The 25,743-nt window shown below is 52.0% G+C and carries 26 protein-coding genes; 20 read left to right on the forward strand and 6 right to left on the reverse strand.

What is annotated here, in order from left to right:
* Positions 1-77 precede the first annotated feature (77 nt).
* The gene (locus AC1DWB_RS25030; protein WP_477543818.1) at positions 78-848 is read left to right on the forward strand and encodes a DeoR/GlpR family DNA-binding transcription regulator; all 771 of its coding nucleotides are present in this window, start codon (positions 78-80) and stop codon (positions 846-848) included.
* Between the two features lie 15 nt (positions 849-863).
* Positions 864-1,619: a 2-dehydro-3-deoxy-D-gluconate 5-dehydrogenase KduD gene (kduD, locus tag AC1DWB_RS25035; protein WP_477543819.1), complete on the forward strand. Its 756-nt coding sequence runs from the start codon at positions 864-866 to the stop codon at positions 1,617-1,619.
* A gap of 71 nt (positions 1,620-1,690) precedes the next feature.
* Here kduD and AC1DWB_RS25040 read toward each other — a convergent pair whose 3' ends face one another.
* The gene (locus AC1DWB_RS25040; RefSeq protein ID WP_477543820.1) at positions 1,691-1,969 is read right to left on the reverse strand and encodes a PIN domain-containing protein; all 279 of its coding nucleotides are present in this window, start codon (positions 1,967-1,969) and stop codon (positions 1,691-1,693) included.
* A 107-nt stretch (positions 1,970-2,076) separates the two neighbouring features.
* On the reverse strand, positions 2,077-2,325 hold the full coding sequence (locus AC1DWB_RS25045; protein ID WP_477543821.1) for an AbrB/MazE/SpoVT family DNA-binding domain-containing protein: 249 nt from the start codon (positions 2,323-2,325) through the stop codon (positions 2,077-2,079).
* Positions 2,326-2,495: 170 nt separating this feature from the next.
* Between AC1DWB_RS25045 and AC1DWB_RS25050 the strand changes: the two genes are divergently transcribed.
* The 10 genes from AC1DWB_RS25050 (at position 2,496) to AC1DWB_RS25095 (ending at position 10,774) form a co-directional block, all read left to right on the forward strand.
* Positions 2,496-2,897, forward strand: coding sequence for a RidA family protein (locus AC1DWB_RS25050; RefSeq protein ID WP_477543822.1), 402 nt, complete (start codon positions 2,496-2,498; stop codon positions 2,895-2,897).
* 1 nt (position 2,898) lies between these two features.
* Positions 2,899-3,654 (forward strand): SDR family NAD(P)-dependent oxidoreductase, encoded by a 756-nt coding sequence (locus AC1DWB_RS25055; protein WP_477543823.1) that lies wholly within the window; start codon positions 2,899-2,901, stop codon positions 3,652-3,654.
* Positions 3,655-3,813: 159 nt separating this feature from the next.
* The gene (locus AC1DWB_RS25060; protein ID WP_477543824.1) at positions 3,814-5,091 is read left to right on the forward strand and encodes a M20 family metallopeptidase; all 1,278 of its coding nucleotides are present in this window, start codon (positions 3,814-3,816) and stop codon (positions 5,089-5,091) included.
* Positions 5,092-5,115: 24 nt separating this feature from the next.
* Complete coding sequence (locus tag AC1DWB_RS25065; RefSeq protein ID WP_477543825.1) at positions 5,116-6,240, forward strand: ROK family protein; 1,125 nt, start codon at positions 5,116-5,118, stop codon at positions 6,238-6,240.
* Positions 6,241-6,282: 42 nt separating this feature from the next.
* Entirely contained in the window at positions 6,283-7,359 is a 1,077-nt protein-coding gene (locus tag AC1DWB_RS25070) for a Gfo/Idh/MocA family protein (protein WP_477543826.1), read from the forward strand.
* Between the two features lie 526 nt (positions 7,360-7,885).
* Positions 7,886-8,377 carry a hypothetical protein gene (locus AC1DWB_RS25075; RefSeq protein ID WP_477543827.1) on the forward strand — a complete coding sequence of 164 codons (492 nt, stop codon included), beginning with the start codon at positions 7,886-7,888 and terminating at the stop codon, positions 8,375-8,377.
* Complete coding sequence (locus tag AC1DWB_RS25080) at positions 8,377-8,598, forward strand: hypothetical protein (RefSeq protein WP_477543828.1); 222 nt, start codon at positions 8,377-8,379, stop codon at positions 8,596-8,598. Before AC1DWB_RS25075 ends, AC1DWB_RS25080 begins: the two co-directional genes overlap by 1 nt.
* Positions 8,599-8,658: 60 nt before the next feature.
* Positions 8,659-9,180 carry a hypothetical protein gene (locus tag AC1DWB_RS25085; RefSeq protein WP_477543829.1) on the forward strand — a complete coding sequence of 174 codons (522 nt, stop codon included), beginning with the start codon at positions 8,659-8,661 and terminating at the stop codon, positions 9,178-9,180.
* Between the two features lie 45 nt (positions 9,181-9,225).
* Positions 9,226-10,413 carry a M20 metallopeptidase family protein gene (locus tag AC1DWB_RS25090; protein ID WP_477543830.1) on the forward strand — a complete coding sequence of 396 codons (1,188 nt, stop codon included), beginning with the start codon at positions 9,226-9,228 and terminating at the stop codon, positions 10,411-10,413.
* Positions 10,414-10,558: 145 nt separating this feature from the next.
* Positions 10,559-10,774, forward strand: a complete 216-nt coding sequence (locus AC1DWB_RS25095; RefSeq protein ID WP_477543831.1) for a PDC sensor domain-containing protein — start codon at positions 10,559-10,561, stop codon at positions 10,772-10,774.
* 62 nt (positions 10,775-10,836) lie between these two features.
* On the opposite strand, the gene AC1DWB_RS25100 is transcribed toward AC1DWB_RS25095, so the two are convergent.
* Positions 10,837-12,072 (reverse strand): EAL domain-containing protein, encoded by a 1,236-nt coding sequence (locus AC1DWB_RS25100; protein WP_477543832.1) that lies wholly within the window; start codon positions 12,070-12,072, stop codon positions 10,837-10,839.
* Positions 12,073-12,304: 232 nt separating this feature from the next.
* On the opposite strand from AC1DWB_RS25100, the gene AC1DWB_RS25105 reads away from it, so the two are divergent.
* The 3 genes from AC1DWB_RS25105 to AC1DWB_RS25115 all read left to right on the forward strand — a co-directional run bounded on the left by AC1DWB_RS25105 (position 12,305) and on the right by AC1DWB_RS25115 (position 19,885).
* On the forward strand, positions 12,305-13,114 hold the full coding sequence (locus AC1DWB_RS25105) for an SDR family oxidoreductase (protein ID WP_477543833.1): 810 nt from the start codon (positions 12,305-12,307) through the stop codon (positions 13,112-13,114).
* 631 nt (positions 13,115-13,745) lie between these two features.
* The gene (gene gltB, locus AC1DWB_RS25110) at positions 13,746-18,383 is read left to right on the forward strand and encodes a glutamate synthase large subunit (RefSeq protein ID WP_477543834.1); all 4,638 of its coding nucleotides are present in this window, start codon (positions 13,746-13,748) and stop codon (positions 18,381-18,383) included.
* A 17-nt stretch (positions 18,384-18,400) separates the two neighbouring features.
* A complete protein-coding gene (locus tag AC1DWB_RS25115; protein WP_477543835.1) occupies positions 18,401-19,885 on the forward strand; it encodes a glutamate synthase subunit beta in 1,485 nt (494 codons plus the stop codon).
* Between the two features lie 41 nt (positions 19,886-19,926).
* On the opposite strand, the gene AC1DWB_RS25120 is transcribed toward AC1DWB_RS25115, so the two are convergent.
* On the reverse strand, positions 19,927-20,127 hold the full coding sequence (locus AC1DWB_RS25120) for a hypothetical protein (protein WP_477543836.1): 201 nt from the start codon (positions 20,125-20,127) through the stop codon (positions 19,927-19,929).
* Positions 20,128-20,379: 252 nt separating this feature from the next.
* Here AC1DWB_RS25120 and AC1DWB_RS25125 point away from each other — a divergent pair, with 252 nt between their 5' ends.
* Positions 20,380-21,153, forward strand: a complete 774-nt coding sequence (locus tag AC1DWB_RS25125) for an SDR family NAD(P)-dependent oxidoreductase (RefSeq protein WP_477543837.1) — start codon at positions 20,380-20,382, stop codon at positions 21,151-21,153.
* 104 nt (positions 21,154-21,257) lie between these two features.
* Here the strand turns inward: AC1DWB_RS25125 and AC1DWB_RS25130 are convergent, their stop codons facing one another.
* Positions 21,258-22,268, reverse strand: coding sequence for a LacI family DNA-binding transcriptional regulator (locus tag AC1DWB_RS25130; protein ID WP_477543838.1), 1,011 nt, complete (start codon positions 22,266-22,268; stop codon positions 21,258-21,260).
* Between the two features lie 133 nt (positions 22,269-22,401).
* Here AC1DWB_RS25130 and AC1DWB_RS25135 point away from each other — a divergent pair, with 133 nt between their 5' ends.
* The 4 genes from AC1DWB_RS25135 to fucU are packed head-to-tail and all read left to right on the forward strand — an operon-like array spanning position 22,402 to position 25,200.
* A complete protein-coding gene (locus AC1DWB_RS25135; protein ID WP_477543839.1) occupies positions 22,402-22,752 on the forward strand; it encodes a UxaA family hydrolase in 351 nt (116 codons plus the stop codon).
* Positions 22,749-23,909 carry a UxaA family hydrolase gene (locus AC1DWB_RS25140; RefSeq protein ID WP_477543840.1) on the forward strand — a complete coding sequence of 387 codons (1,161 nt, stop codon included), beginning with the start codon at positions 22,749-22,751 and terminating at the stop codon, positions 23,907-23,909. The genes AC1DWB_RS25135 and AC1DWB_RS25140 overlap by 4 nt, the downstream gene beginning before the upstream one ends.
* A 56-nt stretch (positions 23,910-23,965) precedes the next feature.
* Entirely contained in the window at positions 23,966-24,760 is a 795-nt protein-coding gene (locus tag AC1DWB_RS25145; RefSeq protein WP_477543841.1) for an SDR family NAD(P)-dependent oxidoreductase, read from the forward strand.
* Positions 24,761-24,774: 14 nt separating this feature from the next.
* Positions 24,775-25,200, forward strand: coding sequence for an L-fucose mutarotase (fucU, locus tag AC1DWB_RS25150; protein WP_477543842.1), 426 nt, complete (start codon positions 24,775-24,777; stop codon positions 25,198-25,200).
* A 42-nt stretch (positions 25,201-25,242) separates the two neighbouring features.
* Here the strand turns inward: fucU and AC1DWB_RS25155 are convergent.
* Positions 25,243-25,743, reverse strand: a 501-nt coding sequence (locus AC1DWB_RS25155; RefSeq protein WP_477543843.1) for a serine hydrolase domain-containing protein, incomplete at its 5' end; no start/stop codon positions are given.

Genomic DNA, 25,743 nt, shown 5'->3' on the forward strand with positions numbered 1-25,743 from the left:
GTTTATATGGGGAATGGCAGGCGAGAATCAGGAGTTCGCGGATATGGACGCTGTTGCCATGAAGGACCTGCGCTAAGATGTCGCTACCTTCCTTGAAGCGGTATGAGAAAATTATGGAACTGCTGCTGGGCAGCGGCGAAGTGAAGGTGAACGAACTAAGCAGTCTGCTCGAAGTGACAGGGAAGACGATTCGGGAAGATCTGGAGAAGCTTGAGGTGCAGGGATTGTTGACCCGCGTACACGGTGGTGCTGTGCTACGGAACCGTAGCGACGTTGGCCTGCTGCCCATGCAGGCGCCTAACACCAGACATTTGACGGAGAAAGCCGAAGCAGCGAGGATCGCTGTTCAATACATTGAGCCGAACGATATTATAGCACTGGATGGCGGGAGTACGACTCTGGAGATGGCCAAGCTATTGGACAATGCTCCTCTGACCGTGCTGACGAACGATCTGTTCATCATCGCGGAGTTGGCTCGGAAGGATCGGATCCGCTTGATCGTACCAGGTGGACACCGGAACCGGAACATGCTTGTCAGTCCGGAGGCGGTAGCCTTCATGAGCGGGTTGAATATTCGCAAGGCGTTTCTATCGGCCACAGCCGTCCATCAGGAATATGGATTAACGATCTATACGGGAGAACTGCTCGAGCAGAAACGGGCCTTGCTGGAGACGGCCGAGAAGTCGTACTGTGTTGTCGACCACACGAAGTTTGATAAATGCGCGCTACTGACTTTCGCCAAGCTTACCGAAGTTCACACCATCATTACGGATAGCGGCTTGTCAGATGAGGTCGCTTCGCGATATAAGGGTTGCGGTGTGAAGCTTGCGATGGAATTGCGCGAATAGAGAGGATGACCATGGATGGAGTTATTCGATTTGAGTGGTAAGGTCGCCCTAGTTACTGGGGGAGGGCGCGGATTAGGAGCCGGCATGGCAATCGGGTTAGCCAAAGCGGGTGCAGACGTGGTTCTGGTCACGAGCAGCGGGAATAGTGCTGAAGTGGAGGAGAGCATTCGTGTACTTGGCCGACGCGTGCATACGATTACGGCCGATCTGGGGGAGGAGTCGAACCTACCGGGTGTTGTGGAAGAAGCGATTGAGGTCATGGGCCGAATCGATATTCTGGTCAACAATTCAGGAATTATCCGCAGGAAGCCAGCGGCTGAGCATGCTTGGCAGGACTGGCACGATGTGCTGAATCTGAATTTGAACAGTGTATTCTTCTTATGCCAGCTCGTAGGCAAAGAAATGATCAAGCAAGGATCGGGGAAGATTATTAACATCGCTTCCATGCTATCGTTCCAGGGTGGGATCAACGTCCCAGGTTATACAGCGGCTAAGCATGGTGTGGCGGGCATTACGAAGGCACTAGCCAACGAGTGGGCCGGCAAGGGCATCTGTGTCAACGCTATTGCCCCGGGCTATATGGCGACTGACAACACGGCCGCCATACGCGCGGATGAAGACCGCAGCACGCAAATTCTAGCTCGCATTCCTGCCGGACGTTGGGGCACGATCGAAGATCTGCAAGGTCCTGTCGTGTTCCTCGCTTCCTCCGCAGCAGATTACATGAGTGGACACGTTCTGTGCGTGGATGGCGGATGGATGGCGCGTTAGTGCAAGGTTACAAGAGAACCCTGACCGGTAAGTTGCGGCAGGGTTCTTTGTGCTTACATGAAAGACAGTCGCTATCGAATTTGGATAATATCCAGACCATCGAATTGAAATAGACTCCATAATTTGTCTGCGGTTAATACCGGAAGTTTCAGTTGAATGCCAAGTGCGAGACAGGCGCGGTCGCCTAACGAGAGTCCGAATAACTTGGTCGCAGTTCGCAGCGTGCCGACCAGGGCAGCGGACTCTGTATCGAAGATATGAATATTAGTGTCTGTAAGTTGAACATAAGTCAATGTATCTTGGGAGGTTATACCCGGCTTGTTTCGAGACGAGCTCAGCCAAGTTAACACTGGACATTTGTCCACCATTTGCTACAATTCGTTCCAGCACTTGGTCTGAACCGGATTCCTTATACATTAGAGCCAGCAGGGCTGAGGTATCTAGAACGACACTGCCCCTACTCATTATTGGACTCCAATCTTCGCTCTTCAATAATCTCCTCGGATAATTGTCTTCCATTCAACTCATATTTGCTCATTTGCTCTTGCACATATTGAATAGCCTGCAGACGAGTAAACAGCAGCATTTTACCGTTTTCCAAATGGAGAATCAACTCATCGCCGATATCGAGGCCCAGCTCTTTGCGGAATTCCGCTGGAATGACAATACGTCCGCCTTCGCCAATTTTGACGAGAGAGCGCTTCATATATTACCTCTTTCATAAGACTATTATAGTGTCATATTTATTATAAAATGACATGAAGCTATAATCAATGCCATTGTGCACATAGCAGAAGGCCTACCCTTTATCCGGCATTGACGCTCAATTAAGGGGGATGGTATAGTGATCTCGTACATGGAATAGGAGGTGATCRTATGGCAAGAACAAGTGTATTCGCACCACTCGCCTCTGCTGGGGACGGCCCTTATTCCCAAGCCATTGTGTCTAATGGATTCGTATTCGTATCCGGTCAAGGGCCGATTGAAGCGGGAACCGGCAACATAATCGGGGAGACGATTGAGGAACAGGCTGATCTCACGCTACGGAATATCCAACTTATCCTCGAAGCGGCGGGTTCAACCATGGATGATGTCGTTCAGGTAAGCGTTTTCCTAGCGGATATGGGGCATTTCAGTCGGTTTAATGAGGTGTACAAACGTTATTTTACCGCACCGATGCCAGCAAGAACGTGTGTAGAAGCAGGGCTGGACAACATCCTTGTGGAGATTGATGCGATCGCAAGTCTCAGCAATCCAGATCGAGAAGGGAGCAAGTAATATGCAGCGGTTTGTAGGTCAGGTGGCGCTCATTACAGGAGCCGGACGTGGCATCGGAAGAGCTACAGCAGAGCGGTTCGCAGCGGAAGGGGCAGCAGTAGCGCTCGTTTCTAACGATGAGAATGATTTGAAGGAGCTAGAAGCACACTTGCTTAGCCAAGGCTGTCAAGTGATCGCTATTCAGACGGATGTGTCTGATTCGGAGCAAGTACAGCAAGCTGTGGATCGAACGGTAGCGGCATTCGGTCGGATCGACATCGTGGTGAACAACGCGGGCATCGCGTGGGAAGAGCCTTTTCTGGATATCAAGGAGGCCAACTGGCGAAAGATTCTGGATGTGAACTTGAATGGTATGTTTTTTGTAGCGCAGAAAACTGCACGTCAGATGATCGCCCAGAACAATGGCGGCGTCATTCTGAACATGGCTTCAACGAACGGCCTGGTGGGTGAAGCGAACTATGCACATTACAATGCTTCGAAGGGCGGTGTTGTGCTGCTGACGAAGACGATGGCGATTGAGCTAGGGAGCAGCAACATTCGAGTCAATGCTGTATGTCCAGGCTATATTCAGACACCGATGTCGGAAGCGATTGATGATGAAGAAAAGGTAATGGCGTACATTAAGGATAAAATACCATTGAACCGTCGAGGGAAAGTTACCGATATTGCCGGTGTGTTCGCTTTCCTCGCGTCTGATGACGCTTCGTTCATTACAGGAGAGTCGATCGTAGTTGATGGTGGACAGCTAGCATTGTAGCAAGCTGAGGTGCCGTGTTAACGGGTTGCGTAGCAGGATAACAGGGATTKACGAATCAGGCGGGGAAGTGTACATTTTACTTAGGTAGTAAAGTTTACAAATAATATAATGATTTTCGGTCATAGTTATTTAACCTATTCTTTTATTGGAGTGGATGGATTGAGTACGGGCGATGTTATCGGCGACTGGCTTTCGCAGAATCGGGGATGGTTAGTTGACTTGACAAGTAGACTGATCGAATTACCAAGTGAGAATCGACCGCCCCACGGTCTTGAGAAGCAAGTGCAGCAGTTATTTTTGAAGGAAGTAGAAGATCTGGATTTCCTAGGTGAATTGTACGAGTTGACAAGTGTGGAAGGACTGACGGAGCATCCTGCTTACTGGCCTGGTCGCGATTACCAAGATCGACCAAACTTATGGGCAGTCAAGACGGGCAGCGGCGGCGGTAAGTCACTGCTGTTCTCCGGACATGCCGATGTCGTCATTGGTTCAACCAGCGGGCAATTCGAACCGTTCATTCCCCATGTAACGAACGATCGCATCTATGGTAGAGGATCGAACGATATGAAAGGCGGTATGGCAGCCGCTTTGTTCGCCTTTCATTATTTGAAGAGCCACAACGTGAAGCTGAAGGGTGACCTTTTCTTCGAGAGCGTGGTTGATGAAGAGATGGGCGGAGCCAACGGGACGCTTGCAGGAAGGCTTCGAGGACTGCATGCGGATGCAGCGATTATTCCTGAACCGACCAATCTCAAGCTGTGCACCTCTCATCTGGGTGGCGTAACCTGGCGTATTACCGTACACGGACGAGGCGGCATGGGATTCGGTGGGGAGCAGCTTTGCAATCCGGTTTATGGTCTGGCTCGCATCATTAATGAGATCGAGCATTATCATGCCGAGATGGGGGAAGCGCCTGACGGAACTCCAGGTCCTACGCCGGGAACGAAGCCGAACGTTGTACTATCGTTAGTCCGTGCAGGGCACTATGAGCCAGGTGCAGCCGATGGAATTCCCGAGAGCTGTCTGCTAGAATTGTGGGTGGAATGTTACCCGGGGCAATCGCTGGATGATCTGGAGCGGACGTTCGCTGAGCGGATTCGCACCTTATGCACGCAGCCATCCATGCAACAATACCAGGTGGAGTGGGAGCAGATCACTCGATTTATACCGGGAACGGTAGCCGACACGGAGCTTGCACCTCTGTTGGCACAACATATTCCCGAGCATGGTCAGCCTTCTGTGCAATTGGAGATGTCTCCTTTTGCCTGCGATGCCTTCATATTCAATGCCTATTCGTCAACACCAGCCATCATCTATGGTCCTATTGGCGAGAATGCACATGCTTCCGATGAATTTGTAGATATAAACAGCCTTCTCCAACTTACTAGAGCGTATATTTTGGCCATTATACATTGGTGTGGGGAGCAAGAAAATTAAGAGGTGTGGAAGGGAGGGGGCGGATTGATATCCGGTAAACCCGAGCTTTTGAAAAAAATTAACACGGGCATTATTGTGGACATGGTTCGGCGTGAAGGCCCTCTATCCCGAGCTGAGCTAGCCAAACGATTGAATATGAGTCGTCCGACTGTTTCCAAGCTAGTATCCGAATTGTTGGGGGAACAAGTTCTGCTTGAGGTCGGAGTTGGACCATCGAGTGGTGGGAAGAAGCCGATTTACTTGCAAATCAATTCAAGAGGGGCTTATGTAATCGGGGTCCACGTAGCGTATCCGACGATCAAGATCGCGTTGGCTAACAATGCGGGGGAAGTGCTCCAACGGCTTTCGTTCCAGGCTCCAGACTCGATGGAAGAGTTATTAACCGCGGTTACGGATTGCTCCGGTACCTTATTGAAGGAGGCGGGACTCCAGAAGGGTGATTTATCGGCTGTCGGTGTTGCTTTCACTGGTATTGTGAACCCACTTCTAGGCGAGATTGTATATTCCCGTTTCTTCCCTTTCGTGAAGGGAACGGCATTCAAGGAAGAGCTGGAAAAGCGGCTAAGCGCCCCGATATTCATTGACAACGATGTGTACATGGGTGTATTGGGCGAATCAGGCGTGTTGGAGAAGCAGCCGCATAGTATTGCCTTCGTCACGTTAGGCGCGATGATTGGGATGGGGTTTATGATCGAAGGGCAAGCGTATCGTGGGAGTCATTATGCAGCAAGTGAGATCGGAGATATGCTGATCGATTCATCGAAACAGCTGGCAGGTGGCTTTCAACCGGGCGGAGGGTATTTGGAAAGATGGCTGAGTGCGCTTGGCAATGATGAAACGCTGCTCGCAGCAAGGAATGGAAGCGATGCTGCTAAGCTGCTTGTTGAGGAAGATCAGCTTAAGATTGCCGTCTGCTTGGCTAACATTATTTGCATGTTCGATCCGGAGCAATTGATCGTGGGGGGGACCATTTTACACTACCAGGATATGTTCCTCCCGCGGATAAGGACGCTTGTAGCAGAGATTACCGGGCGCTCACCGACTATTCAGACTGCGTACTACCAGGATGATTCGGAGTTAATTGGCAGCATTCATAAAGCTATTCAGAGCTTGCAGCAGAAAATAAGCATCAAGCAGCATACCTTCTAGAGTATAGCCAGTAGGGCGATGGAGATAAGGATGGTGGCTCCAATGTGGAAAATGGGATTGGTCGGATTGGGCGGGTCTAGACGCTCAGCCGCTTACATGCATCACCCGCAAGTTGTCGTAAATGCCGTATGTGATTCAGACCCTGAGATGCTGCGAATAGGCGGCGACGAATTAGGCATCCCGGATCATGCCAAGTATACCGATTATGAGGCGTTCCTGGACGCCGATATTGATTTCGTCATGATCGGCTCCCCAGTACCGGCTCACGCCGAACATACGATTCGTGCGCTGGAAGCAGGCAAGCACGTGTTGTGCGAAGTAACTGCTGCGAATACGGTAGAAGATTGCATGAGGATCATTGACGCTGTCGAACGTACAGGACGGATCTATATGATGGCCGAGAATACCGTCTATTTTCATTTCTTCCAGGAATGGAATCGCCTCGCGCATAGCGGTCAGTTGGGGACGTTGTTCTACGCCGAATGTGAATATGTACATGCCATTCGTGGGCGGATCTTCGATCCAATCACAGGTCAGGCCTTTTGGCGGAATGAGCGGGCGCCGCTGCATTACTGCTCCCATTCGCTCGGCCCGATACTCAATATGCTCGATGACCGCGTCGTGCGAGCAATGGGCGTTGGGCAGTCGAAGACGATCGTCCCACAAGGCGGAGTCGGCAGTATAGACATACAGGTCGCTTTGCTGCAAACGGCCAAGGGGGCGACGATCAAGCTGCTCCGCAGCTCAGTGGCGGCGAAGGAGCCCGGCCAGCACTTCTACTCCGTCTTCGGCTCGAAAGGGCATATTGAGAATGGGCGTGGTTCGGATCAAGGCCAGCATGGATTCCTTTACTTGGAAGATGAGCCTGGTTATGAGCATGGCGCTCAGCCCATTGAATGTCCGATCAGTGATACATCCGCTCCGGAAGAAGCGACTCGGGGCGGTCATGGGACGACAGAGTATTACTTGTTAAAAGATTTCATCGACGCGCTAGACGGTCGGAAACCGCCGGCCATTGATGTATACCGCGCCATGGAATATACACTGCCAGGCTTGATCGCTCAACAATCCGTAGAGCAAGGAAGCATCTGGCTCGATGTGCCGCAGGTTCGGAAGTAACACGTGTGAATGGAGTTGTAAGCTGTAAGGCGATTTTTGAGGCTGTCGATTCATTGTTGATAGAAGCTAAGACGGCCGTTCCAAGTGAAAAAGGACCCCTTAAGCTCAAACATCTTGTTTGAACCTCCTTTGATTGTATAAGGAATTTCGCGGTATGGAGGTTCAAGCCAAAACTCGCTGGGGTCCTCTTCTTCACTTTCCACTCCTCTTGTCCACAATGAATAGACAACCTCTTATTTCGCCCTATAGTTTTTTTGTCGAACTCCATTCCATCCCAAGGAATAGATTTAGCAGCGGTCGGAATCTCCTGCCTACTTCCTCCCCACGCACCAAGCTGGACTTTGTGTGTCATGTTTTCCTTTTTCTTTCAAGGAATAAAGTGTTTACCCTCCCATCCAATTATTGATCGATAAGCGATTTTTGAATGCGCCTTCCAGCTGTTATTGATAAATGATAAGTTACCGATATAGGAGTGACATCGACGAGTAACTGATCTGAAGCTAATATTTTCGAGGAGCGGATTCATATGGCATTGGAGCTATGGTTAGGTACAGGAAAGGTCGACATTACACCGGAATATCCGATTCCGTTAGCTGGGTTCGCATTTCGCAGTGGCCCCTTTGATGGGGTTACAAGGCCGCTGAAAGCCAAGGTCTCTTTGTTCCAACAGCCTTGCCTTGGAGGAGGAGTCATGCGAAGAACGCTGGTTGTTCAAGCCGATCTGATTGCCTTATCGGATGATGTACTCCCTAACTTCGCGAATGAGCTGGAGCGCCGTTACGGTCTGGCGGGTGCAGACGTGTTATATAGTGGGACACATACACATAGCGGGCCTATTATGCGTATCGGAGCAGTAGCGAATCGGGTTGATGCTGGATATGTACAGTTAGTAGAAGCGCGACTTCTTGAAGCTGTCGCCGAGGCGTTCGCTGGTCTGGAGCCGGTGTCAGTCAGAAGGGCTATGGGAGTTGTACGATCGGGATCCATCGTCGGAAGGAAGTGGACGGGAGCTATGTGATGGCGCCCAACCCGGATGGACCTAACGATCAGGAGGTTACGGTCATTAAGTTCAATCGGATAAATGACGGAACGGTTAAGAGCTTGTTCGTGCATTTCACCTGTCACCCGACGACAACGGCTGACAATCTCATTAATTCGGAGTATCCTGGAGTTGCCATGGAGAAAGTCGAGGAGCACTTGGGAGGCGGGGCGATCGCTATGTTTTTGCAAGGCTGCTGAGGAGACATTCGCCCGAATCTGACGAAGGATGGGGAGTTTTTCCGGAGAGACGACACTGAAGTGCGCGAATATGGATTAGCGCTTGCCGATTCGGTCTTGGCGGTACTTGATGAGAAAATGAAGTCATTGTCCCTGTGTGTTGTGGAAACGAGACATACTACAATAAGGTTGCCATTCCAAAGTGTACCGGATGAGGCGAAGCTTCGTGCAGGGGCGGAGGAGCAGGGCTTCGACGGGGAATTGAACCGGAAGTGGCTGAAGCAGTCTCCGGAAGAACAAGGCTATATGCCGATGCGGATCGCTTATATGAAGCTCGCAACGGGCCTCAGTTTACTGTCGATGAATGGGGAGGTAGTTGTTCAATACGGCCTGTATTTAAAACAACAATTCCCGGATGCAGTGTTGCCGATGGGCTACAGCAACGGACTGATTGCTTATATTCCTACTGCGGCTCAGCTCAGAGAAGGCGGGAATGAAGCATGGGAGGCGACCAAGTTCTTCGGTATGCCAAGCCCGTTCAGCGAATCCATCGAACCGCTTATTCGTGAGACGGCAGTGGATTTGATTCGAGGTAGAGTATAGGCGTGAAAGAAGCATAGGTGTACAAGAGGCATAGGAGAGATGGAGATGGCGTTGACAACTAATGATTTTCGCAGTAGAGCAGAGCTTCTAGCCGACGAGATGGTTGCTTTCCGTAGGGAGCTGCACGCCAACCCAGAGCTTAGCTTTCAAGAGGCGGAGACAGCAACTAAAGTGGCAGAGCTGCTCAAGCGGCTTGGCTATAACGTTCGTACTGAAGTTGGAGGCGGTCATGGCATCATCGCCGACTTGAAGGGAGCACTGCCAGGACGAACGATTGCATTGCGTGCTGATATGGATGCACTTCCGATCACGGAGGAGACCGGACTGCCGTTCGCTTCTACCCGTGAGGGTGTCATGCATGCATGCGGTCATGATGCACATACCGCAATCCTGCTAGGTGCGGCCAAACTGCTCGCAGAAGCCAGGAGCAGCTTGGCCGGTTCTGTCCGGCTGCTGTTCCAGTGTGCCGAGGAGGTAGGGCTTGGCGCGCAAGTGTTAATCGACCACGGGGCGTTGGACGGTGTCGATGAGATATATGGCTTGCACAATCTGCCCACGTTGGCAGCTGGGTATGCTGGGATCCGGTCGGGGCCGATGATGGGTTCCTCTGATCTGATCGTCATCGAGATCGAGGGCAAGGGAGGTCATGGAGCCGTACCTGATCAATGTGTCGACCCGATCGTAGTAGGAACAGCGATCGTGAGCGCACTTCAGACAATCGTCAGCCGGGAGATCTCTCCGTTCGACCCGGCGGTTGTGACGATTGGCAGCTTCATCGCCGGCAATGTCGGCAATATCATTCCGGGTCGCGCGGAATTGAAGGGCACGGTACGAGCGTTCTCGCCGGCTGTGCGCGAACGGTTGCCGGAGCAACTGCAGCGGCTCGTATCCGACATCGCGCGAGCTCATCGCTGTGTAGGGACGCTGCAGTACATGGAGCGTACGCCAGTGCTGATCAACGATCCGACATGCACGGCTGTGCTGAGTCAGGTAGTGGAGGATCTGACGGGGATGTGCAATGAAGTGGTCGGTGAGACGACCCTCATCGGAGAAGACTTTGCGCGCTACCTGGAGCTAGTTCCAGGTGCATTCTTCTGGCTTGGTTCCGGCCCGGAACATGATGCGGAACTCGCATATGGCTTGCATCATCCCAAATTGTATATCAATGAGGCATGTCTACCGATAGGGGCGGCCATTCTAGCAGCAACTGCATACAATCGAGCAAATGTATAAGTCGAACTATTGATGTGAGATTTTTCTGATGAACCTGGCAATTCGGGGAGAGCAGCGTCATAGAAGCGGTATGGTCGAACCGCAGTGACGGATCGTTCGTGTTCTCCAAGCCCGAAGCAGGCTTGCTCAATGCGAGAGGCCGTGAATGGTGGAAGCGCGCGATACAGGGGGAGACGTTCGTTTCGTCCGTCTACATATCGGCGATTACGAAGAATCGTGCGTGACGTTGTCCAGAGCCATCTACAATGTGCAGCGTGAAGTAATCGGGGTTGTCGGGATTGACCTGGATCTTGCGCAAACAGGCGCTGTTCAGACCGGTAAGACGAAGCAAGAGTCGTCTGAAGCTTGGGCGGCAGGTTGAGTAGTGACTTCATGTAATATCAATTAACAGGCAGATCGCTCATCGAAGCGGCCTGCCTGATCTCATTCCAGCAGCAAATCCAGAAATATATACATGCCATCAGTGGCAGGGTAAGAGAACGTATGAATTGTGCGGTTGCTGTCCAAATCTACATAGCCAGTTGACATCGTGCCCCGCTTATACATCTTCATATTCAGGATGTTCGGAATAAAGTAAGGTCGCCAACTCCAGTTCGTGCCCCGAAAGCTGGAATCTTTACTCCATTTGTTGTCGTCATTCAGGAAATGATTCGAGGACACCTGGAAGCCGTCATCCCAGCAGGCGTATATTCGGATGCAGCTTGGCATGGGCAGCAGCGGCTGCAGTTGGACGATTCGTTCATCAGGATCATTCCAGTATGTAGGCGACGACATCATGGTCTCCATCCGGGTGTTCCAAAGCTGTTCCTCGTATGTCAGTCGTTCGAATTTCTCATAGCTCTTATCGTGGTATAGTCGTATTTCTTGGAACAACAACTCTACGTATCGATTGGCCGGTTGAAGAGCGGCTTCGGCTTTGCTGAATAAGTAACCTTGGCCATAGCGTGCTCCGATTTCCAGAGCATGCTGCAAGTCGCCTTTCGTCTCGATCCCTTCGACAAGCAACGAGGCGCCAAATTGTGAGGAAATGGTGGAGAACGAGCGAAGCAAGGATTTGTAGCCTTCATGAATCGAAGCTTTCTTCAACATATTGAGATCGATCTTCATGATCTTAGGTTGAATAAGGGCGATGCGGTCCAAGTTGCTGAAGCCGCTGCCCACATCGTCAACGGCGATCGTGCAGCCTGCATCCCGGTACAGCCTTACAATATTGGCGAGTCGCTCGAGATCACCCGAGAATTCTTCTTCGGTAATCTCGATAACAAGCCGCTCGGGCGGGAGATTGTATGTCTTAAGCAGGTCAAGTGTGTATAAGGAACCTTTGTCGTTGTACTGGCTATATATCCATGAAGGCTTAATGTTGATGAAGAGGGAGGCGGACTGGTCTGAACCGGCGAACGTCCGGATCGCTTTCTCGCGCAGTATACGGTCGATTCTTAGATGGTCTTCCAGACTGACGGCTCCATCCTCGAAGAAAGGCCCCAGACTTCGGAGTCGGTTGCCTTGAACCCTGCGTCCTAGAGCTTCATATCCGTAAACATGTAACGTTTGCAAGGAAACAATGGGTTGGAAGTACGGTACGAGTTCCTGTTCAGGAATCGAACGACCTGAATCATTCGGGACAATCGCTCGGTTCTCGTCTTGCTGCACATTGGACATAGGCCCTCCTGCTGATGTCAGTTCTTTCTTGAAAATAGCAAAAAAAACCAAAAAGATCAAGAAAAAAAGTAATCTTATGTCAGATAACATGACATCATCAAATCAAGGGGGATTGACTAAAAAATTGTCGTGAGTGAGGGATTCCCTGCTTAGTCATACATTCCAGCAAACTGCGGCACACTATATGCTGATTGTTAGATGCTGGATAAAAGAGATGGAGGGAATATCAACAATGAGTGAAGCGACTAATAAAACGACGGCTAAACGTGTACAAGGGAAAGTGGCGCTTGTGACCGGAGCCGGCTCGGGAATCGGGCGGGCAGCGGCATTGCGGTTGGCAGGTGAAGGCGCGAAGGTGTGTCTGGTGGACCTGAAGGACGAACGTACGGAAGGCGTGCGGGCTGAGATCGAGAAAGCCGGAGGAGAGGCAATTGTTGCGGATACGAATGTATCGGATCCAGAACGGGTAAGCGCTGCAGTCATGCAGGCTGTCAAACGTTGGGGGCGATTGGATATCGTATTCGCCAATGCTGGTATCAACGGGGTGTTAGCACCAATCGAGGATATGAAGCCTGACGATTGGGATGAAACGCTGAATACGAACTTGAAAGGCACATTCCTTACTGTGAAATATGCAGTTCCTTATCTGAAAGCCCAAGGTGGCAGCGTCATTATTACAAGCTCGATCAACGGCAATCGCACATTCTCGGGAATCGGCATGTCCGCTTATGCGACGTCGAAGGCAGGTCAGACTGCGTTTACCAAGATGGCTGCTTTAGAACTGGCGCGCTACAAAATTCGCGTGAATGCGATTTGCCCAGGTTCGATCAAGACGAATATCGGAGAGAACACGCACCCAACACCCGAGCTCAAGGAAATAACCATTGAAGTGAAGTTTCCCGATGGCAGCCAGCCCCTGGAGCATCGGCCAGGGGAACCGGAGCAGGTGGCCGATTTGGTACTGTTCTTAGCTTCCGCGGAGTCCAGTCACATTACGGGGACCGAGATATTCATCGACGGAGCTGAATCGTTGTTGAGGTAATGAGCTCGTGATTCGCCTACTATGTACAAGTCACCTGGCCTGACCGACGAATGTTCGGTCAGGTTTTTTTGTGAACTGATCTTTTGGGAATCGGTTAGTTTGACTTGGCTTAGGTGAACGAGAGTCCGCTATATGTGCTAATTTGTGCGAAAAGAGGGACGGAAGAGAACGACAATCCGCTATTTCGGCTTACCACCCGTATTTCGATTGGAAACGAAGCTCATAGCGGAATCTCGTTCACTCTTGGAGTTGAAATCGAATGAAATCGGGAGGATAGCGGAATGACGTTCCCTCTTGATTGATTTGACTCAGACTCAATTCGAAGTCAGTCATTATGGAGGATGTACGATCCGCAACCGAGCGCAGAGCGTACAGAAGACGTAACTCCCTGATGGAAAGCAGAACTTAAGTGGGCGTGGTAGGGGGGCCGAAATCTCCTGCCATGCCCTCCCCGCGCACACAACTGAACTCTACCACCAAGGATTCGATATTTTATAAGGGGGATTGCGATAATCGATAAGAAAAGATAATAAATACTCATATACAAATCAATTCCAAAATATGCTACGTTTTAAGGAACATATTTCAAGACATAAAAAAGACAAAATTTTCATTCGGAAAGGTGCGACGTATGCGGACAACAGGAACAGGTTATCCAAGCAAACAAGGATTGTACGACCCTCGTTATGAGCACGATGCCTGCGGAATCGGGTTTGTCGCCGATATTCGCGGTCGCCGCTCGCACAGCATTGTTCGTCAGGCTATGCAAGTGCTTTGCAATCTGGACCATCGTGGCGGACAAGGCTGCGAGACGAATACAGGCGATGGTGCCGGTATATTGATGCAGATTCCTCATTCGTTCTTCCGGCTAGTGAGTGCGGAGATGCAGATCCGGCTTCCCGAGGAAGGGAAGTATGGTGTCGGCATGGTGTTCTTACCTAGAGATGAGAGCGCGAGGCAGATCTGTGAGCATACAATGGAAGCTTTCGTACGGGATACTGGGTTGACGGTATTGGGTTGGCGAGATGTGCCGACGGATAACTCGACATTGGGTGATTCGGCAAGATCGGTGGAGCCGTACGTCAAGCAGTTGTTCATCGGTCGGGCGGAGGATGGTACAGACCAACTAGCGTTCGAAAGAAAATTATATGTGGTCCGGAAGCGATCGGAGCACGCGTTTCGTGCGGCAGGCGTGACAGATGCGTACTTGCCCAGCTTGTCCAGCAGAACGATTGTGTTTAAAGGCATGCTGACACCCGAGCAAGTTAGCGCCTACTATTCGGATTTACTCAATCCTGCATTTGAAACAGCGCTCGCGTTAGTTCACTCCCGCTTTAGTACGAATACGTTTCCGAGCTGGGAAAGGGCTCACCCTTATCGGTATTTGATTCACAACGGAGAGATTAATACGCTGCGCGGCAATGTCAATTGGATGCGTGCCCGGCAAGCGATGGATGAGACAGATTTATTCGGCGATGATTTCAAAAGCCTGCTGCCTATCATTGATGCAGAGGGCAGTGATTCGCAAATGTTCGATAACTGCCTGGAGTACTTAATGCTGTCTGGACGCTCACTCCCACATGCTGCCATGATGATGATTCCTGAACCATGGTCGAATCATGAAAGCATGAATGCCGAAATGAAAGCGTTTTATGAATACCACAGCTGCCTGATGGAGCCGTGGGACGGTCCTGCTGCTATCTGCTTCACGGACGGTGCGGTGATTGGCGCTGTGCTCGACCGTAATGGCTTGAGACCAGCCCGCTACTACGTGACGACGGATGATCTAATCGTGCTTTCCTCCGAGGTGGGGGTACTGGACATTCCAGCGGATCGCATCGTGGCGAAGGAGAGACTTCGTCCGGGCAGAATGCTGCTTGTCGATACCGAGAAGGGATGCATCGTCTCCGATGAAGAGTTGAAGCAGTCGATCGTTGCCGAGCATCCATACAAGGACTGGGTCGACCAGCATATGATCAATCTCGAGCAGCTACCGGAAGCGCCTACTGTGCCCGATCCAGATCGGCATACGCTCACTCAGCGTCAGCAAGCATTCGGCTACACGTTCGAAGAGCTGACGAAGGTGTTGGAACCGATGGCCAGTTCCGGTGTGGAAGCAATCGGATCGATGGGCATCGACACGCCGCTTGCAGTTCTGTCGAATCGGCCGCAGCTGCTGTACAACTATTTCAAGCAGTTGTTCGCCCAAGTGACGAATCCGCCGATTGATGCGATTCGCGAGGAGCTTATTACGGCGATCGGCACGACGATCGGACCGGAACGCAGCTTGATTTGCCCAGAGCCGGAGAGTTGTCGTCATATCCGGTTGAAGACGCCGATCTTGAGCATCGAGGAGTTAGCCAAGCTCAAATACAACGAGCGTGAAGGCTTCCAGCCTCATACGCTGCCGACCTTGTTCGATGCAGCGGGAGGCGCGGCTGCGCTGGAACTAGGGCTGAAGAGCTTATTCGCAGCTGCCGACGAGGCGATTCGCCAAGGGGCTGGTCTGCTCATCTTGTCTGACCGCGGAGTGAATGAAACGAAGGCAGCCATCCCTACATTGCTGGCCGTATCAGGACTGCATCACCATCTCATACGTGAAGGAACACGTATGAAGGTCAGTCTGATTGTAGAGTCCGGCGAGCCGCGCGAAGTCCATCATTATGCGCTGCTGCTCGGATATGGAGCGAGTGCGATTAATCCGTACTTGGCGATCGAATCGCTCGACGGGATGATCGGACAGAACATATTAACCGGTGTGACGTATACTGAGGCCGTGTATCGCTACATTAAGGCTGTCACGAAAGGCGTAGTCAAGGTTCTGTCCAAGATGGGCATCTCTACCGTGCAGAGCTACAGAGGCGCCCAAATATTCGAGGCAATCGGTTTGGAGCCGGCTTTGGTCGAGCAATATTTCACCTGGACGCCTACGCGAATCGAGGGGATTGGGTTGGACATTATCGCCGAGGAGACGTTATCCCGCCATCGCCGGGCATTCTCTTCGCTGGAAGGACGTGATATGACACTCGATGCTGGCGGCGAATACCAATACCGTCGGGAAGGCGACCTGCATTTGTATCGCCCGGAGACGATACACGCGTTGCAGAATGCCGCGCGGACGAATAACTTCGGCCTATACCGCCAGTATGCGGCCATGGTGAACGATCATTCCCGCCAGACGGCTACGCTGCGCGGATTATTGCAGTTCAAGGATACAACAGAGTCGGGGCGCACCCCTGTTCCGATCGACGAAGTGGAATCGGTCGAGGCGATCTGTCGCCGATTCAAGACCGGAGCGATGTCATACGGCTCGATCAGCTCGGAAGCGCACGAGACACTCGCCATCGCCATGAATCGCATCGGCGGCAAGAGCAATACCGGCGAGGGTGGGGAGCATCCTAAGCGGTTCACGCCGGATGCGAACGGCGATCTTCGGCGCAGTGCGATCAAGCAAGTCGCTTCGGGCCGCTTCGGCGTCAGCAGCCACTACCTGGTTAATGCCGATGAGATTCAGATCAAGATGGCACAAGGGGCTAAGCCGGGAGAAGGCGGTCAACTGCCCGGCAAGAAGGTGTATCCATGGATCGCTGAAGTGCGCGGCTCTACACCGGGTGTAGGTCTCATCTCACCGCCACCGCACCATGATATATATTCGATCGAGGATTTGGCTGAATTGATCCACGATCTCAAGAACGCAAACCCGTGGGCTCGTATTAACGTGAAGCTCGTCTCCGAAGTTGGCGTCGGCACGATTGCTGCCGGTGTCGCCAAGGGACGCGCTGACGTGGTGTTAATCAGCGGTTACGACGGGGGAACTGGAGCTTCTCCTCGAACGAGCATCAAGCATGCGGGACTGCCGTGGGAGCTCGGCTTGGCCGAGACGCACCAGACGTTGCTGCTCAATGGACTGCGTGACCGGATCGTCGTGGAGACGGACGGCAAGCTGATGACAGGCCGCGACGTCGTCATCGCTGCCCTGCTCGGCGCCGAGGAGTACGGCTTCTCGACCGCTCCACTCGTCGTGGTCGGCTGCGTCATGATGCGGGTGTGCCACCTGGACACATGTCCAGTGGGAGTCGCCACGCAGAATCCGGAGCTGCGCCGCAAGTTCGCTGGCGACCCGGAACATGTCGCCAACTTCATGCGCTTCCTCGCGCAGGATATGCGCGAGATTATGGCGGAGCTTGGTTTCCGCTCCGTGAATGAAATGATCGGCCGCACCGACGTGCTTGAGCCGGCCGCTTTCCTGGGCGCCGCCGCGCAAGACCCGGCGTCGCGCGAGCAGTGGAAGGCGCGTCGCGTCGACCTGTCCGCGCTGCTACATCGCCCCGATGTGCCGGATCACATCGGCCGCTACTGCAGCGTGCCGCAGGATCACCGGCTCGACGAGTCGCTCGACAGGAAGCAGCTGCTCGCGTTAAGCGAGCCTGCGCTCGAGCGCAAGGAGCACGTGCACGCGATCCTGCCGATCCGCAACACGAATCGTGTCGTCGGCACGATTGTGGGCAGTGAAGTGACGCGCCGGTACGGAGCGGAGGGGCTGCCGCACGATACGATACGCTTCCATTTCAACGGCTCGGCCGGACAGAGCTTCGGTGCCTTCATGCCGAGCGGCATGACGCTCTCGCTTGAGGGGGATGCCAACGACTACGTGGGCAAAGGCTTATCCGGCGGCAAAATCATCATATTCCCGCCAGAACAAGCTTCGTTTGTCGCGCAGGACAACATCATCATTGGTAATGTTGCGTTATATGGCGCGACAGATGGTGAAGCCTACATCCGCGGAATCGCCGGGGAACGGTTCTGCGTCAGGAACAGCGGCGTTCACGCCGTTGTGGAGGGAGTTGGCGATCACGGCTGTGAATACATGACCGGAGGTCGTGTTGTCGTTCTGGGTCCGACAGGGCGCAACTTTGCGGCTGGGATGTCGGGGGGGATCGCCTATGTTCTCGATGAAGACGGGACGTTCAAGCAACGATGCAACAAAGAGATGGTGCTGTTCGAACAGCTCGACTCTCAATTTGAAATCAATGAAGTGCTGCATATGATCCGCAACCATGCCAAATTCACCGACAGCGAAGTGGCACATCGGGTATTGAACAACTGGGAAGAGCTGATCTGGAGCATCGTGAAGGTGATCCCTCGGGATTATAAGCGTATGTTCGAGTCCATCGAGCGGGGCAAGATTAATGGCTTGAGCAACGACGAAGCGATTATGGCGGCGTTCGAGGAGAATCGCAACGACTTATCCCGTGCGAGCGGCAATTAGAGGAGGGGACGGTAACGATGGGAAAACCGACAGGATTTATCGATTATGAACGGGAGACGGCGGCGGAACGTCCGCCCCTCCAGCGGATGAAAGACTGGAAGGAGTTCACGGTCAAGCTTCCGGTCGAGAACTTGCAGACCCAAGGTTCACGGTGTATGGACTGCGGCATTCCGTTCTGCCACACGGGCAAGCTTATAGCGGGAATGGCTTCGGGCTGTCCTGTCAACAATCTGATTCCAGAATGGAACGATCTCGTGTATCGCGGACTGTGGCGGGAAGCGCTGGATCGGCTGCACAAGACGAACAATTTCCCGGAATTCACGGGTCGCGTCTGTCCAGCGCCATGTGAAGGCTCATGTACGGTCGGTCTGAATGGGTCCCCGGTGACAATTAAGAACATCGAGAAGGCGATCGTCGATAAAGGCTTCGACGAAGGCTGGATCGTGCCGCAGCCTCCAGCTATTCGTACCGGTAAGAAGGTAGCGGTCATCGGCTCCGGACCATCCGGGCTCGCTTGTGCGGCGCAGTTGAATAAAGCGGGGCATACGGTAACCGTATTCGAACGGGCGGACCGCATCGGCGGCCTGCTCATGTACGGCATTCCGAACATGAAGCTGGACAAGGCAGTAGTACAGCGTAGAGTCGATCTGATGGCGGCGGAAGGCATCACCTTCCGGACCGGCATTGAGGTGGGTCGCAACTTCGAAGCACAGCAGTTGATTAGTGAGTTCGATTCCGTCGTCTTATGCGGGGGGGCGACGAATGCTCGGGATTTGCCAATCGAAGGCCGCGAGCTTCAAGGTGTTTATCCAGCGATGGAATTTCTTCGCCGCAATACGAAGAGCTTGCTGGATTCCAACCACGAAGACGGAGATTATGTGTCCGCAGCAGGCAAGGATGTTATCGTCATTGGCGGCGGCGATACTGGCACCGACTGCGTCGGCACGTCGATTCGTCATGGCTGTAACAGCGTGACGCAGTTCGAGATTATGGCGAGGCCTCCAGAGAAGCGTGCGGCTAATAATCCTTGGCCGGAATGGCCCAAAGTATACAAGCTCGATTATGGGCAAGAGGAAGCGGCTGTTTTGTACGGAGATGACCCGAGGGAGTATATGATCTCCACGAAACGTTTCGTAGGCGATGAGCATGGCAATCTGAAGGAACTGCATACGGTGCGGATCGAATGGCAGAAGGACGCGCAAGGGCGGTTCGCTCCGGTTGAAGTGCCAGGCAGCGAGAAGGTGTATCCAGCTCAACTTGTGTTATTGGCGATGGGGTTCATGGGACCAGAGAAGCCTCTGCTCGAGCAGTTGGGTGTGGAGCTGGATGAGCGATCGAATGCAAAGGCGGAGTATGGCAAATACGCCACGAATGTCAATGGCGTATTCACAGCAGGCGATATGCGCCGAGGGCAAAGTCTTGTCGTCTGGGCCATTCATGAGGGGCGCGAAGCCGCACGGGAATGCGACCGCTACTTGATGGGTGCCAGCAACTTACCGTAAAGCTACTGTCGCTGTCTCACCAGTTCCTTTACTAGGCACTATCAGACGATCCACTGGTTCATAATCCAGATGAACAATCCTATGCTAACTGCACTGAGCACGAAGAAAGTGACGGCTGGCCGAGTGCGTTGCTGGAATGACCGGAGAATCCCCATACTGATCAAAGAAAGAATTAACAAGATAAAAATAGCAGATGTAATGAAAAATTTCGGTTCAATGCCGCCGATGTCTACGAGACCCAAGTTCAGCACCCTTTCAGGAATTGTATAGTTATCATCGCCTATTATAATGCATCCGAGTCATCGAAGCCAAATGGGATAAGGGATTGAATCAAGCAGAACGGCGAATCCTCCAGAGGATAGCGCCGTTCTGCTTGTCATCAGGCGTGGTTCAGCCCAAAAATGAATGTTGACACTTTGCCAATGGTGTTGTTAAGTTATCGGTATCACGAAATTATATAGAATTCATCAAATCATTCAAAGCGAGGTACAGTTATGAGATTAGCAGACAAAATTTGTATCATTACAGGTTCAGGCTCCGGGATCGGGCAAAGCTCAGCTTATTTATTCGCTCAAGAGGGTGCAACGGTTATCGTCAATGACCTGGATTCCCAGAAGGGTAACGAAACCGTCGAGCATATCCGGTCTACAGGCGGGAAGGCTGACTTCATACGGGCCGATGTTACGAATCCGGCAGAAGTGGAAGAGCTTGTGAAGCAAGTGATTACGAAGTATGGCCGCATCGATGTACTGTTCAATAATGCTGGCATCAGCGGAGTTGGTGCTCTGCATGAGATAGAGCCGGACGCATGGGACCGAGTTATGAGCATCAACATTAAGGGTGTATACTTGCCAAGTAAATATGTACTGCCCCACATGATGGAGCAACAGTTCGGCTCAATCATCAATATGTCCTCATGTATTGCCGAGATCGGGCTTGCACGACGGGCTTCGTATGCCGCCACGAAGGGAGCGGTTCTTGCGTTGACCAAATCCATGCAAGTCGATTATGCCTCCTACAACATTCGTGTCAATGCACTGCTGCCGGGCACGATTATGACTCCGTTCGTGGAAAATTACTTGAGAACATCCTACGACGATCCGGAACAGGCGATTGCCTCGTTGAAGTCACGTCAGTTGAGCGGCGATCTGGGCCGTCCTGACGATGTGGCGAAAGCTGCCCTGTTCCTAGCGTCAGACGATAGTAAATTCATGATGGGTTCCCCGCTGTACATAGACGGCGGCGTTGTATTCGGTAAGAACGCTTAATAAGAAACGCCCGGGCAGCTTCACTAAGAAGTCGCTCGGGCGCTTTTTTATATATGCATTTCTCGTTGGTGACCGTCAGGTCATGTTAATTTGTGGGGTTATTTTTAGGTCTGCAAAGCCCGCGTAGATTCCCGGCATATTAACTCGGTCGGTAGGATAATCTTTTTCCAGTCCACACTACTCTTGTTCTGAATTCGTTCGACTAGCAATTGGATCCCGAGGTAGCCGAACTGGTAGGCTGGTTGTGCCACAACTGTAAGAAACGGGTTCAACTGCGATGCGATTCCGAGGTCGTCGAAGCATGCGATCGACATGTCATCGGGCACGCGGATGTGTCTGCTGCGGAGAGCACCAACAATTCCGGCAGCGAGGAAATTGTTCGCGGCGAATATGGCGGTCGGCGGATCGTCCAAGTTCAGCAGTGGATCGAGTAAGCTCGTGTCCTGCAATTGCTTGTATCCAAGTTCCATGACGAGTCGGTCGTCGAATGGAATATCGTTCAGCTTCAGCGCTTCCCAATAACCAGCGTAACGCTGCCTGGCGGTAGAGATCGTACTCGAGCCGTTCACCAACCCAATTCGCCGGTGGCCGAGCGAGATCAAATGCTCCACAAGCTGACGTGCGCCTTCCTTGCTCTCACCCACGACCATGTCTGACTCGATGCCTGGCACTTCTCGGTCAAGCAATACGAATGGAATAGAATGACGCTTCAACGCTATTAGGTGTTCGGTCGAACAATCACCCGCCGGTGCGAAGAGAACTCCATCGACCCGAGTAGACAAGATGATGTCCACATACTCTTTCTCCTTCTGCAAGCTTTCGTCGCTGTTGCCGAATAACAGCTTGTATCCTAGCTGCATCGCGGCATCTTCGGCCCCTCGCGCTAGTGTCGTATAGAAAGGGTTGGTGATGTCGGTAATGAGCAGGGATATCATCTTCGTTTCCTGCTTCACTAAACTTCGGGCAGTCGAGTTGGGGACGTAGTTCAATTCCTCCATGATTTTCTTCACTTTGACTCTCGTCTTATCGCTGATCCGGCCCGAGTTATTGATAACACGAGACACCGTCATGGCCGACACATTGGCTTTCTTGGCTATATCATAAATAGTGACCATAGGACCGTCCTTCGTTTCTGAATATAATCTTTATCTTACTGTTTAAAAGCATTGACAGCAACTCGAATGCGGTTTATGTTTATGTTATCGGTAACACTTACACATTAAATAATAGTTGGGTGGGGGAATGTTTATGGCGGGGCATATTCAGACAGGTGCCGAGGCGCTTGTCATGGACGGCAAGGATCACGTCGCTACAGCCATTCAGGAATTGAAAGAAGGCACGACCATATCGATTATGAAACAGGGAGAGCTGCTCCAGCTGCTCGTAACGGAGCCAATCCCTTTCGGTCATAAAATCGCGATACAATTTATCGCAGAAGGAACTTCCGTGCGTAAATACGGAGAAGTCATCGGTCGAGCAACCGTAGACATCCCGCAAGGAGCGCATGTGCATGTGCACAATGTCGAAGGCATCCGCGGACGCGGAGATCAGAAGGCTGCGGAGAAAGCAGTTACGACTAAGGGAGGGAATCCGGCATGAAAACGTTCCAGGGGTATCGCAGGCCGAATGGCGAAGTAGGAATCCGTAATCATTTGCTGATCATTCCAACCGTTATTTGTTCCAATCAGGTGGTCAACCGCATTTCTCAGCTTGTTCCGGACACCGTGGCTATTCCGCATCAGCATGGCTGCTCCCAGATCGGGGCGGACAAGGAGCGGACGTTCGACGTATTGGCTGGCACAGGCAAGAATCCGAATGTTGGCGGGGTTATTATTGTCAGTCTTGGCTGTGAAGTTATCGATCCGGTGGCATTAGGTGAAGCGATCGGAGTAACCGGCAAGTTTGTTGAGGTATTCGATATCCAATCCGTCGGGGGTTCTGTCAAGGCGATCCAGCACGGTGTTGAGCTTGCCCGGAAGATGCGAGCAGAGCTCGACTTGCAAGAGAAGACCGCGATTCCATTCAGTGAGCTGAAGGTGGGCGTCAAGTGCGGCGGATCGGACGCGACTTCCGGTCTTGCTTCGAATCCTGCACTCGGTGCAGCAGCGGATTCGTTGATCAGCGTAGGCGGCGGGATCGTCATCGGTGAGACGACCGAGATTATCGGAGCCGAGCATGTGTTGGCTGAACGATGCCGGACACCGGAAGTATCCGATCGGCTTTACTCCATCGTCGACCGATTCGAGAAGGAAGTTGAACGGATGGGTGCGGATATGCGCGGCGGCAACCCTAGCCCAGGTAATATTGCAGGCGGACTTACGACGATTGAAGAGAAGTCGCTTGGTTGTATCAGTAAGTGTGGAACGGCACCTATCGAAGGCATTGTCGAATATGCAGAGGCAATTCCAGCGGGCGGACTGTATTTCATGGATTCGCCGGGTAACGACATTGAATGCGTGTCTGGTATGGCAGCTGGCGGCRCACATATCGTCTGCTTCACGACCGGACGCGGGACACCAACCGGATCAGCCGTAGTCCCGGTAATTAAGATTACAGGCAACAAGATAATGTTTGAGCGGATGTCCGACAACATGGACGTTGACGTGAGCGAGCTGTTGGACGGGACGCTTAGCATGGAAGCAGCCGGTGAGCGTATTTGGCAAGAAATTCAGGATGTAAGCGAAGGGAAGCTGACGAAGGCGGAAGTGCTGGGTCATAACGAGTTCAGCATCAACCGGATCGGTCCGAGCTTGTAATTCGTTGTTATCGGGCAACGTCCGTACTAACTATATTTAGAGAAGAGGGCTACTAGATGAAAAGGCTGCAAAACCGCATTGCGCTCGTAACGGGGGGGAGCCGCGGCATTGGAGAAGCGATCGTGCTTCGTCTCGCGGAGGAAGGCGCCGATGTGGCGATTAATTATACGTCTACTAGTTCCCGTGTACTGGCGGAAGCTGTGAAGGCGCAGGTGGAACATTTAGGTCAACGTGCGATCATCGTTCAAGCTGACGTGGGCAAGAAGGGAGATGTCCTCGGCATGTTCGAGCAAGTGGAGAAGGAGCTTGGTCCGGTGGACATCCTTGTTAACAATGCTGGGGTAGCTCCGTTCGAATCGTTCCTGAAAGTGACCGAGGAAACTTGGGACCGCACGTACAACACGAATGTGAAATCGATCTTCATGTGCTCCCAGCGAGCAGCCGAAGGGATGATTCAACGGGCGTATGGCAAGATCATCAACATTCTCTCAACCGCCAGCCTGGTCGTAACGAGTCCGGTTATTCCACACTATCAATCCTCGAAGGCAGCGGCTCATATGTTAACCAAGGGCATGGCGATCGAACTTGGCAAGTTCAATGTGAACGTGAATGCGGTCGGACCTAGCACAGTCGACACCGATATGTGTACGGACTATCTGAAGGATGATACGATTCGCGTTAAGGAAGTTCAAGCTAACCCTATGAAACGTCTGGGCACGTCCAAACAGATAGGCGATGCAGTTGTGTTCCTAGCGTCTGAGGAAGCGATGCAAATCAATGGACATCTGCTTATGGTGGATGGTGGGTTAACGGTTAAGGCCGCTCAGCCGGACGATCAGTTGGATCGATAGGAGATGCGACATTTATGCTGTATAACATTCCGAAGATGCTATCACCTGAGCTGGTGAAAATAATGATGGAGATGGGTCATGGCGACGAAATCGTAGTAGCGGACGCTCATTTTCCTGCTGCCAGCCATGCACAGCGGCTCATTCGTTGTGACGGTCACGCCATTCCGCAGCTTCTGGAAGCGATCTTGCAGCTATATCCGCTGGACGCCTATGTCGAAGCGCCAGTCGCACTCATGCAGGTCGTTCCGGGTGATCCGGTCGAGCCTAGCATATGGAACACTTACGTGCAAATATTGAACGGTTCGGGTACCAACTATAAGATTGAGTATGTTGAACGATTCGCTTTCTATGAGCGAGCCAAGAAGGCATATGCAATTGTCGCAACAGGCGAGACGGCCCAGTATGCGAACGTGATTCTCAAAAAAGGTCTTGTCCTTTAACCTCATTGCATGTTATAGAGAGCCCCGAGAATTCGGGGCTTTTTACAATATTATAGCTTTTTTCAATATGTTTTCGTGTATATCTCCATAGGTTTTGCTCGAAGGTGTTGGTGTAGCTTGAATAACTGAAACAAAATTTCGGTCTGAAATTACATTTATCTCCTGTCCTCCAAATCCTCGACACCCATATCCATCTGGGAAGAGCCACCAGAGAAATCCGTATGAATGTTTACTTGATGAAGAACTTATAGAAGCATTTGTATAAGTAGGGCTAATAGCTTGCTTTACATAATCGGTAGAGACAATCTGTTCTCCATTATAGAAACCATTCTCAAGGAATAGTAACCCTATTTTTGCGAGGTCTCTTGCTGATAAATCAGATTCCTCTTCTCCCTTCATTACACTATAGGAAAAGCCACATGGACTTTGGGGCCATTCCCCGCTCGTAATATCAAGCGGATCATACAAATTCTCTTTGACAATATCGTAGGCTGTTCCCCCATAAGCTCTTCCAATTACCRCAGATAGCAGCATGACGTCCCA

The organism is Paenibacillus sp. P4_E11, from assembly GCF_056401635.1.

What these genes read in the sequence shown, in the direction of transcription:
- AC1DWB_RS25030 (WP_477543818.1), top strand. Translation starts at nt 78, where the DNA reads ATGTCGCTACCTTCCTTGAAGCGGTATGAGAAAATTATGGAACTGCTG.
- kduD (WP_477543819.1), top strand. Translation starts at nt 864, where the DNA reads ATGGAGTTATTCGATTTGAGTGGTAAGGTCGCCCTAGTTACTGGGGGA.
- gltB (WP_477543834.1), top strand. Translation starts at nt 13,746, where the DNA reads ATGCGGACAACAGGAACAGGTTATCCAAGCAAACAAGGATTGTACGAC.
- AC1DWB_RS25105 (WP_477543833.1), top strand. Translation starts at nt 12,305, where the DNA reads ATGAGTGAAGCGACTAATAAAACGACGGCTAAACGTGTACAAGGGAAA.
- AC1DWB_RS25145 (WP_477543841.1), top strand. Translation starts at nt 23,966, where the DNA reads ATGAAAAGGCTGCAAAACCGCATTGCGCTCGTAACGGGGGGGAGCCGC.
- AC1DWB_RS25045 (WP_477543821.1), bottom strand. Translation starts at nt 2,325, where the DNA reads ATGAAGCGCTCTCTCGTCAAAATTGGCGAAGGCGGACGTATTGTCATT.
- AC1DWB_RS25075 (WP_477543827.1), top strand. Translation starts at nt 7,886, where the DNA reads ATGGCATTGGAGCTATGGTTAGGTACAGGAAAGGTCGACATTACACCG.
- AC1DWB_RS25135 (WP_477543839.1), top strand. Translation starts at nt 22,402, where the DNA reads ATGGCGGGGCATATTCAGACAGGTGCCGAGGCGCTTGTCATGGACGGC.
- AC1DWB_RS25090 (WP_477543830.1), top strand. Translation starts at nt 9,226, where the DNA reads ATGGCGTTGACAACTAATGATTTTCGCAGTAGAGCAGAGCTTCTAGCC.
- fucU (WP_477543842.1), top strand. Translation starts at nt 24,775, where the DNA reads ATGCTGTATAACATTCCGAAGATGCTATCACCTGAGCTGGTGAAAATA.
- AC1DWB_RS25115 (WP_477543835.1), top strand. Translation starts at nt 18,401, where the DNA reads ATGGGAAAACCGACAGGATTTATCGATTATGAACGGGAGACGGCGGCG.
- AC1DWB_RS25055 (WP_477543823.1), top strand. Translation starts at nt 2,899, where the DNA reads ATGCAGCGGTTTGTAGGTCAGGTGGCGCTCATTACAGGAGCCGGACGT.
- AC1DWB_RS25070 (WP_477543826.1), top strand. Translation starts at nt 6,283, where the DNA reads ATGTGGAAAATGGGATTGGTCGGATTGGGCGGGTCTAGACGCTCAGCC.
- AC1DWB_RS25130 (WP_477543838.1), bottom strand. Translation starts at nt 22,268, where the DNA reads ATGGTCACTATTTATGATATAGCCAAGAAAGCCAATGTGTCGGCCATG.
- AC1DWB_RS25095 (WP_477543831.1), top strand. Translation starts at nt 10,559, where the DNA reads ATGGTGGAAGCGCGCGATACAGGGGGAGACGTTCGTTTCGTCCGTCTA.
- AC1DWB_RS25080 (WP_477543828.1), top strand. Translation starts at nt 8,377, where the DNA reads ATGGCGCCCAACCCGGATGGACCTAACGATCAGGAGGTTACGGTCATT.
- AC1DWB_RS25125 (WP_477543837.1), top strand. Translation starts at nt 20,380, where the DNA reads ATGAGATTAGCAGACAAAATTTGTATCATTACAGGTTCAGGCTCCGGG.
- AC1DWB_RS25050 (WP_477543822.1), top strand. Translation starts at nt 2,496, where the DNA reads ATGGCAAGAACAAGTGTATTCGCACCACTCGCCTCTGCTGGGGACGGC.
- AC1DWB_RS25100 (WP_477543832.1), bottom strand. Translation starts at nt 12,072, where the DNA reads ATGTCCAATGTGCAGCAAGACGAGAACCGAGCGATTGTCCCGAATGAT.